Below are 8396 nucleotides of genomic sequence, written 5' to 3'. Positions count from 1 at the left end.
ATTGACGCCAACCATATGGCTTCCTTGAGGCATGATGCGCGCCTCGCTCAATTCAGGTTGAACATTTGGCCAGTGAGCTTGTCCTAACAGACATCCTGCGGCCAATCCCGAGAACCGCTCCCCTGAACTAACCCGGTTAAATATATGCGCCCATTGAAACAGGCAATTTATTCCAGCCGTACGGCTGACAAGTTCGTCGTACGTCTGCCAGACGGAATGCGTGAACGCATTGCCGAGGTGGCTCGCAATCATCATCGCAGCATGAATTCCGAAATCATTGCGCGCCTTGAGCAGAGTCTTATTCAAGAAGGCGCACTGGGCGAAGAACTGAGCATGCGCCTGGACAGCCCGGAGCTGTCACTGCACGAACGCGAATTGCTGCAACGCTTCCGTCAACTTTCCCACCGCCAGCAAAACGCACTTGTTTCGCTGATCGCTCATGACGCCGAGTTGACCGCAGACGCCTCCTGATTCAACCCGAAAGTTCAAGCCAGCATAATCGCTGGCTTTTTTTTGCCTGAAATTTGGCAAAAAGAAACCCGCCGATGGGCGGGTTTCTGCAAGCGGGCAAGTCAGAGCAGGAAAATCGTCGCCAGCCCGAGGAAGATGAAGAAACCACCGCTGTCAGTCATGGCGGTAATCATCACACTCGCCCCCATCGCCGGGTCGCGCCCTAGCCGCGCCAAGGTCATCGGAATCAACACCCCCATCAACGCCGCCAGCAATAGATTGAGCGTCATGGCGGCAGTCATGACCACGCCAAGGGACCAACTGCCGTACAACATGAAGGCCACCACGCCAATCACCCCGCCCCAGACCAGGCCATTGATCAAACCGACCGCCAGTTCTTTGCGCATCAGTCGCGAGGTATTGCCGGTACTCACCTGATCCAGTGCCATGGCCCGAACGATCATAGTGATGGTCTGGTTACCGGAATTGCCCCCAATACCGGCCACGATCGGCATCAACGCCGCCAGTGCGACCAGTTTTTCGATGGAGCCTTCAAACAGACCGATCACCCGGGATGCAATAAACGCGGTAATCAGGTTCACCGCCAGCCATGCCCAACGGTTACGCAGGGATTTCCAGACTGACGCAAATATATCTTCTTCTTCACGCAGACCCGCCATGTTGAGAACTTCGTTTTCGCTCTCTTCACGAATCAGGTCGACCATTTCATCGATGGTCAGACGACCGATCAGCTTGCCGTTCTTGTCGACCACGGGTGCCGAGATCAAGTCGTAACGTTCGAACGCCTGAGCAGCGTCGTAGGCATCTTCGTCCGGGTGAAAACTCACCGGATCGCTGGCCATGACGTCCAAAACCTGTTTTTCCGGATCGTTGACCAGCAAACGCTTGATCGGCAACACGCCCTTGAGCACGCCGTCATAGTCGACCACAAACAATTTGTCGGTATGGCTCGGGAGCTCCTTGAGGCGGCGCAGGTAACGCAGAACCACTTCGAGACTGACATCCTCACGGATGGTCACCATCTCGAAGTCCATCAGTGCACCGACCTGCTCCTCGTCATAGGACAACGCGGAGCGAACGCGCTCACGCTGTTGACCATCGAGGGTTTCCATCAGCTCGTGGACGACGTCTCGCGGCAGCTCGGAAGCCAGGTCAGCCAGTTCGTCGGCATCCATGTCCTTGGCCGCCGCCAAGAGCTCATGATCGTCCATGTCGGCGATCAKGGTTTCACGGACCGAGTCGGATACTTCGAGCAGGATGTCGCCGTCGCGATCTGCCTTGACCAATTGCCAAAGCGTCAGACGATCGTTCAGCGGCAGCGCTTCAAGGATATAGGCGACGTCGGCGGAGTGCAGATCATCGAGCTTGCGTTGCAGCTCGACGAGATTTTGCCGGTGAACCAGGTTCTCGACCCGATCGTGATGGGGACCTTCCTGGCGATGAGTCAGGTCTTCGATGACCCGCTGACGCTGCAACAGCTCAACAACTTGAGCGAGGCGGTCCTGCAGGCTTTCTTGCGTTTTCTTTACTTCAACTTCGGACATAGGCGAACTCCACTCCCAGCAGCGGGGCACGCCGGAAGGATCAATCAGTCAATTCATGATTGGTAAAACGGGGTACTGAGTAACTACTGGGTAAGTCCATGGAGGTATTCCACAAGCCCCGGCGGGGCTGACGGGCGCAATGATACACCGCCCAACGGTTTTAAACGTTAAAAAATCGTGGGTGAAACAAGCGCTTGCAAGACAAACCTGAGCGCTACCTTATCTATCCAATTGCGACGACTCATTCTGAAAAGAAAACACACCACCCTCGAAAAATGTAGCAGCTACCCTTGCTATCGACCGTCATGGAGGACGTGAAATGCCACCGATTGCTTACTATTTTTTGCTGACCACCCTGCTCTGCCTGCCGCTTCGACTGCAGGCAGAGACTGTTCACCGATGCGAGGCCCCCAACGGGCAGATTACCTTCACCACGTTGAGCTGCACGGCCGGAGAGCAACTGTCTTTGCAGGATGTGCGCACGTTCACGCCTGGCAGCACGGTGGCACTCATACCAAGCGCCGAAACAGGTGAACCATCGGATATGAAAAACAAAAGGAGAGCGCCGACCATCGTGGGTCAGGCCGAGGACAAATGCCGGAACCTGATCAACGCCAAGGAACGACGCACAGCGATCATCAATCAACGTGTCGTTGCCGGCATGAGCCAGCAGGACGTCGAGAGCGCTCTCGGCAAGCCAGACAAGGTCAGTATCAGGAATTCATCTACAAGCTACCGCTACGACACCAAGCGAGGTCGTAGCGCGCACGTCGAGTTTGATGAGAAGGGATGCACGAAAGGAAAAGCCAAACTCCAGACGGCAAAAAGCCCGCGTTAAACGCGGGCTTTTTGTTGTTTGGTGCACTCGACAGGATTCGAACCTGTGACCGCTCGGTTCGTAGCCGAGTACTCTATCCAGCTGAGCTACGAGTGCATTTGTTGCCGCGCATTATAGGCCGTCTAATCTCTATGTCAAACACTTTTTCTAGTAATTTCAACAACTTACCGAAGAAGCCAGATTACAACGTACTACGCAAATAATGGCGGAGAACGGGGGATTCGAACCCCCGACACCCTTTTGAGGTGTACTCCCTTAGCAGGGGAGCGCCTTCGGCCACTCGGCCAGCTCTCCGCAACACGGGGCGTATCTTAACCAACCTTTTCCCCGTTTGCAAACATAAAAAACGATAAAAATTAATGGCTTGGTTCTTCGTCCTTCTCTTTCTTTATACGCAGGTAAATTTCTTCACGGTGTACAGCAACCTCTTTCGGGGCGTTCACACCGATACGCACTTGATTTCCTTTGACGCCGAGCACGGTCACGGTGATTTCGCCATCACCAATAATCAGGCTTTCAGCGCACCGCCGGGTCAGAATCAGCATACCTTTCTCCTAACGCATTTCATTTCAGGGACAACAGTCTGCAAAAAAAAGGCACTCGACCCACAACCAGAATGATCGCAGCCCTACATGCCTGAGTATTGACCAGCGCGCGCAAAAGAACAGTCTTGGGTCGCGCTATTCAAAAAAACAAAAGGCGCGGTCAGACCGCGCCCTTCGGCAAACGCATCACTCGCCCTGTCGGGCTGGCGCGTCCAGTTCGAAAGCCGTGTGCAGGGCGCGCACAGCCAGTTCCAGGTACTTCTCTTCGATCACGACGGAGACTTTGATTTCTGACGTAGAGATCATCTGGATGTTGATGGTTTCCTTGGCCAGTGCTTCGAACATGCGGCTGGCAACGCCTGCGTGGGAGCGCATCCCAACGCCGACGATCGAGACCTTGGCGATCTTGGTGTCGCCGATGACTTCACGGGCACCCAGCTCGCCAGCGGTTTTTTCCAGCACGGTTTGCGCCGCCTGGTAGTCGTTGCGGTGCACGGTGAAGGTGAAGTCGGTGGTGTTATCGTGCGCAACGTTCTGCACGATCATGTCGACTTCGATGTTCGCGGCACTGATCGGRCCGAGAATCTTGAAGGCAACGCCCGGGATGTCTGGCACGCCACGGATGGTCRGCTTGGCTTCATCGCGGTTGAAAGCGATACCGGAAATGATCGGCTGTTCCATGGTTTCCTCTTCATCAATAGTAATGAGGGTGCCCGGACCCTCTTTGAAGCTGTGCAGTACGCGCAGCGGAACGTTGTACTTGCCGGCGAACTCGACCGCACGGATCTGCAACACCTTGGAACCGAGGCTGGCCATTTCCAGCATCTCTTCGAAGGTAATCTTGTCCAGGCGCTGGGCCACGGCCACCACACGCGGGTCGGTGGTGTAGACACCATCGACGTCGGTGTAGATCTGGCATTCATCAGCCTTCAAGGCTGCTGCCAGCGCCACGCCGGTGGTGTCGGAACCGCCACGACCGAGGGTAGTAATGTTGCCGTGCTCGTCGACGCCCTGGAACCCGGCGACAACCACCACGCGACCGGCCTTCAGATCACCACGAATCTTCTGGTCGTCAATCTGCAAGATACGCGCTTTATTGTGCGCGCTATCAGTCAGGATCCGTACCTGGTTACCGGTGTAGGACACCGCAGGCACGCCACGCTTGATCAGCGCCATGGCCAACAGTGCAATCGTCACCTGCTCACCGGTGGAGACGATCACATCCAGTTCGCGAGGAACAGGTTGGTCGTCGCCACTGATTTTCTTGGCCAGATCGATCAGACGGTTGGTTTCGCCGCTCATTRCAGACAGCACAACCACCAGGTCATCGCCGGCATCGCGGAATTTCTTAACCTTGTCGGCGACCTGCTCGATTCTCTCGACAGTGCCGACCGAGGTGCCTCCAAATTTCTGTACGATCAAAGCCATTTCAAAGCCGCCTCTGCCCATGAAGGGCGCCCAAATTATCACTCAAACAGCGTTCTGGCCCGCGACTAGACCGCGGGCCGGAAACACGGCCTTATAAACCCTGCTCTACAAATGGAACGGTCAGGGCCAATGCTGCATCCAGAGCGCCAGCGTCTGTACCGCCGCCCTGCGCCATGTCTGGACGACCACCGCCCTTCCCRCCCACTGCCGCAGCGGCTTGCTTCATCAAATCACCGGCTTTGAGTTGGCCAGTCAGGTCTTTGGTCACGCCTGCAACCAGCACGACCTTTTCCTCATGGACACTGCCGAGCAGGATCACTGCGCGGCCGAGTTTGTTTTTCAGTTGATCGACAAGCGCCAGCAGCGCCTTGCCATCCTGACCGTCCAGACGCACGGCCAGTACCTTCACGCCTTTGACGTCCAGCGCAGAGGCCGACAGATCGTCGCCCGCCGCACTGGCAGCCTTGGCTTGCAACTGCTCGAGTTGCTTCTCCAGCAGACGGTTGCGCTCCAGCACAGCCGACAGCTTGTCGATCAGATTGTCGCGGCTACCTTTTACCAGGTTGGCCGCTTCCTTGAGTTGCTCTTCAGCTGCGTTCAAATAGGCCAGCGCCGCAGCACCGGTGACTGCCTCAATACGACGCACGCCCGACGCCACACCGCCTTCGCTGATGATTTTCAGCAGGCCGATGTCGCCGGTACGGTTGACGTGGATACCACCGCATAGCTCAACCGAGAAATCACCGCCCATGCTCAGCACGCGCACGTTGTCGCCGTACTTCTCGCCGAACAGCGCCATGGCGCCTTTTTGCTTGGCGGTTTCGATGTCGGTTTCTTCGGTTTCAACGGCGGAGTTCTTGCGAATCTCGGCGTTGACGATGTCTTCCAGAGCCTTCAACTGCTCAGGCTTGATGGCTTCGAAGTGGCTGAAGTCAAAGCGCAGGCGCTGACTGTCGACCAACGAGCCTTTCTGCTGAACGTGATCGCCCAGCACCTGACGCAATGCAGCGTGCAGCAAGTGAGTTGCCGAGTGGTTCAGCGATGTCGCGTGACGCACGTCGGCTTCAACGTGAGCTTCCACTGGAGCACCGATCGTCAAGCTGCCCGAAGCCAACACACCGTGGTGCAGGAACGCGCCACCGGTCTTGGTGGTATCACGCACGTCGAAACGCGAAGTGCCGGCCTGCAAGTAACCGCAGTCACCCACCTGACCACCCGATTCCGCGTAGAAAGGCGTCTGGTTCAGGACGATCACGCCCTCTTCGCCTTCACTCAATACATCGACCGCTTGGCCATCTTTATACAGACCGACAATTTTCGCCGAACCGCTGGTCGCTTTGTAGCCGGTAAATTCGGTGGCCACATCAACCTTGACCAGGCTGTTGTAGTCCATGCCGAAGGAGCTGGCGGAACGGGCACGGACGCGCTGGGCTTCCATTTCACGCTCGAAACCTTCTTCATCGATGGTCAGGCTACGCTCGCGAGCGATGTCGCCGGTCAGGTCCATCGGGAAGCCGTAGGTGTCATAGAGTTTGAACACTACGTCGCCCGGCACCACGTCGCCTTTGAGGTCAGCCAGATCCTGTTCGAGGATTTTCAGGCCCTGCTCCAGGGTTTTGGCGAATTGCTCTTCTTCAGCTTTCAGAACGCGCTCGATGTGCGCCTGCTGGGATTTCAGCTCAGGGAAGGCTTCGCCCATCTCGGCGACCAGGGCCGCAACGATCTGGTAGAAGAAGCTACCTTTGGCGCCCAGTTTGTTGCCGTGACGGCAAGCGCGACGAATGATCCGGCGCAGTACATAGCCGCGACCTTCGTTGGAAGGCAGCACGCCATCGGCAATCAGGAAGCCGCAGGAGCGGATGTGGTCAGCCACGACTTTCAGGGAAGCCTGAGCGTCGTTGGTGCAACCAATGGCCTTGGCCGAAGCGATCAGCAGGCTCTGGAACAAGTCGATTTCATAGTTCGAGTGAACGTGCTGCAGCACGGCACTGATCCGCTCCAGGCCCATGCCGGTGTCGACCGATGGTGCTGGCAGCGGGTGCAACACGCCATCGGCGGTGCGGTTGAACTGCATGAACACGTTGTTCCAGATTTCGATGTAACGGTCACCGTCTTCTTCCGGCGAACCCGGTGGGCCGCCCCAGATGTCGGCGCCGTGATCGTAGAAAATCTCGGTGCAAGGGCCGCACGGGCCGGTATCGCCCATGGTCCAGAAGTTGTCGGACGCGTACGGCGCGCCTTTATTGTCGCCGATACGAACCATGCGCTCGGCTGGCACGCCGATTTCCTTGGTCCAGATGTCGTATGCCTCGTCATCGCTGGCGTAGACGGTGACCCAGAGCTTTTCCTTCGGCAGGTTCAGCCATTGGTCGGACGTCAGGAAGTTCCAGGCGTAGGTGATGGCGTCACGCTTGAAATAATCACCGAAGCTGAAGTTGCCCAGCATTTCGAAGAAAGTGTGGTGACGAGCGGTATAACCGACGTTTTCCAGGTCGTTGTGCTTACCGCCGGCGCGCACGCATTTCTGGCTGCTGACCGCGCGGGTGTACGCGCGTTTTTCCTGGCCCAGGAAGCAGTCCTTGAACTGGTTCATCCCCGCGTTAGTGAACAGCAGGGTTGGGTCGTTGCCCGGAATCAAAGAGCTGGAGGCTACACGGGTGTGGCCTTGCTCTTCGAAGAAGCGAAGGAAGGCTTCACGGATTTCTGCGCTTTTCATTAGGTTCTTCCACGGAGGCTGCGGCCAAAGGCCTGTTCGAAACGTCAACAGACGAAGCGACGGCAAAGGGCCGCATTATATCGGCGTTAGTGACTAGGTACAGTGTGTTTGTACGTTACAGGCAGTCAATTGGACGGCTAACGCTATCACTTGCGCAAAAAGTCGACGAATGCCGCGACGACCTGCTCGATTTGCTCACGGCTGACGTCCATGTGCGTGACCATACGCAGACGCCCTGCCGCACTCAACTTGATCCCTCGCTCGGCGGCGAACGTCTTGATGGCTTCGGCCCTGTCGCCCATGTGCACGTAAACCATGTTGGTTTGCACCGGTTCGACGTCGTAACCCGCTGCACGCAAGCCTTCGGCGAGGAATTGAGCATTGGCATGGTCATCGGACAGACGCTGGACATTGTTATCCAGAGCATACAAACCCGCGGCGGCCAGAAGCCCGGCCTGACGCATGCCACCCCCGACCATTTTGCGCAAACGGCGCGCCTTGCCGATCAACTCGGCAGAGCCGCATAACACCGAACCGACTGGCGCACCCAGGCCTTTGGACAGGCAGACCGAAACGGAATCGAAGTGCTGTGTGATTACCTTGGCATCAACACCCAGTTTGACGGCTGCGTTATATAACCGCGCACCGTCCAGATGCAGCTGCAACCCATGGTCACGGGTAAAGCTTCGGGCCCGCGCCAGGTACTCAAGTGGCAGCACTTTGCCTTGCATGGTGTTTTCCAGCGCCAGCAATCGGGTGCGAGCGAAGTGGAAATCGTCCGGCTTGATCGCGGCGGCAACGTGGGCCAGGTCCAGCGAGCCGTCGGCCTGCACTTCCAGCGGCTGCGGCTGGAC

Annotated in this window: 7 protein-coding genes and 2 tRNA genes; 2 read left to right on the top strand and 7 right to left on the bottom strand. The window is 57.0% G+C overall.

Going from position 1 to position 8396, the window contains the following annotated elements:
• The first annotated feature begins 144 nt into the window (after positions 1-144).
• Positions 145-471 (top strand): Arc family DNA-binding protein, encoded by a 327-nt coding sequence (locus tag AC1DRJ_RS14405; RefSeq protein WP_007943904.1) that lies wholly within the window; start codon positions 145-147, stop codon positions 469-471.
• Positions 472-572: 101 nt separating this feature from the next.
• Here AC1DRJ_RS14405 and mgtE read toward each other — a convergent pair whose 3' ends face one another.
• A complete protein-coding gene (gene mgtE / locus AC1DRJ_RS14400; protein WP_477802744.1) occupies positions 573-2015 on the bottom strand; it encodes a magnesium transporter in 1443 nt (480 codons plus the stop codon).
• A 319-nt stretch (positions 2016-2334) separates the two neighbouring features.
• On the opposite strand from mgtE, the gene AC1DRJ_RS14395 reads away from it, so the two are divergent.
• The gene (locus AC1DRJ_RS14395; RefSeq protein WP_477802743.1) at positions 2335-2853 is read left to right on the top strand and encodes a cell envelope protein SmpA; all 519 of its coding nucleotides are present in this window, start codon (positions 2335-2337) and stop codon (positions 2851-2853) included.
• Positions 2854-2872: 19 nt separating this feature from the next.
• Here the strand turns inward: AC1DRJ_RS14395 and AC1DRJ_RS14390 are convergent.
• The 6 genes from AC1DRJ_RS14390 to ltaE all read right to left on the bottom strand — a co-directional run.
• A tRNA-Arg gene (locus AC1DRJ_RS14390) sits at positions 2873-2949 on the bottom strand.
• A gap of 107 nt (positions 2950-3056) precedes the next feature.
• Positions 3057-3147 (bottom strand) — tRNA-Ser (locus AC1DRJ_RS14385).
• 62 nt (positions 3148-3209) lie between these two features.
• Positions 3210-3398, bottom strand: a complete 189-nt coding sequence (csrA, locus tag AC1DRJ_RS14380) for a carbon storage regulator CsrA (protein ID WP_002554426.1) — start codon at positions 3396-3398, stop codon at positions 3210-3212.
• 186 nt (positions 3399-3584) lie between these two features.
• Positions 3585-4826, bottom strand: coding sequence for an aspartate kinase (locus AC1DRJ_RS14375; RefSeq protein ID WP_477802742.1), 1242 nt, complete (start codon positions 4824-4826; stop codon positions 3585-3587).
• Between the two features lie 91 nt (positions 4827-4917).
• Complete coding sequence (gene alaS, locus AC1DRJ_RS14370; protein ID WP_477802741.1) at positions 4918-7542, bottom strand: alanine--tRNA ligase; 2625 nt, start codon at positions 7540-7542, stop codon at positions 4918-4920.
• 146 nt (positions 7543-7688) lie between these two features.
• A partial coding sequence (ltaE, locus tag AC1DRJ_RS14365) for a low-specificity L-threonine aldolase (protein WP_477802740.1) occupies positions 7689-8396 on the bottom strand: 708 nt, incomplete at its 5' end.

Source organism: Pseudomonas sp. P5_B2 (assembly GCF_056400445.1).
Note: the sequence above shows the minus strand (reverse complement) of the source record. Positions and strands in the feature narration are given on the sequence as shown.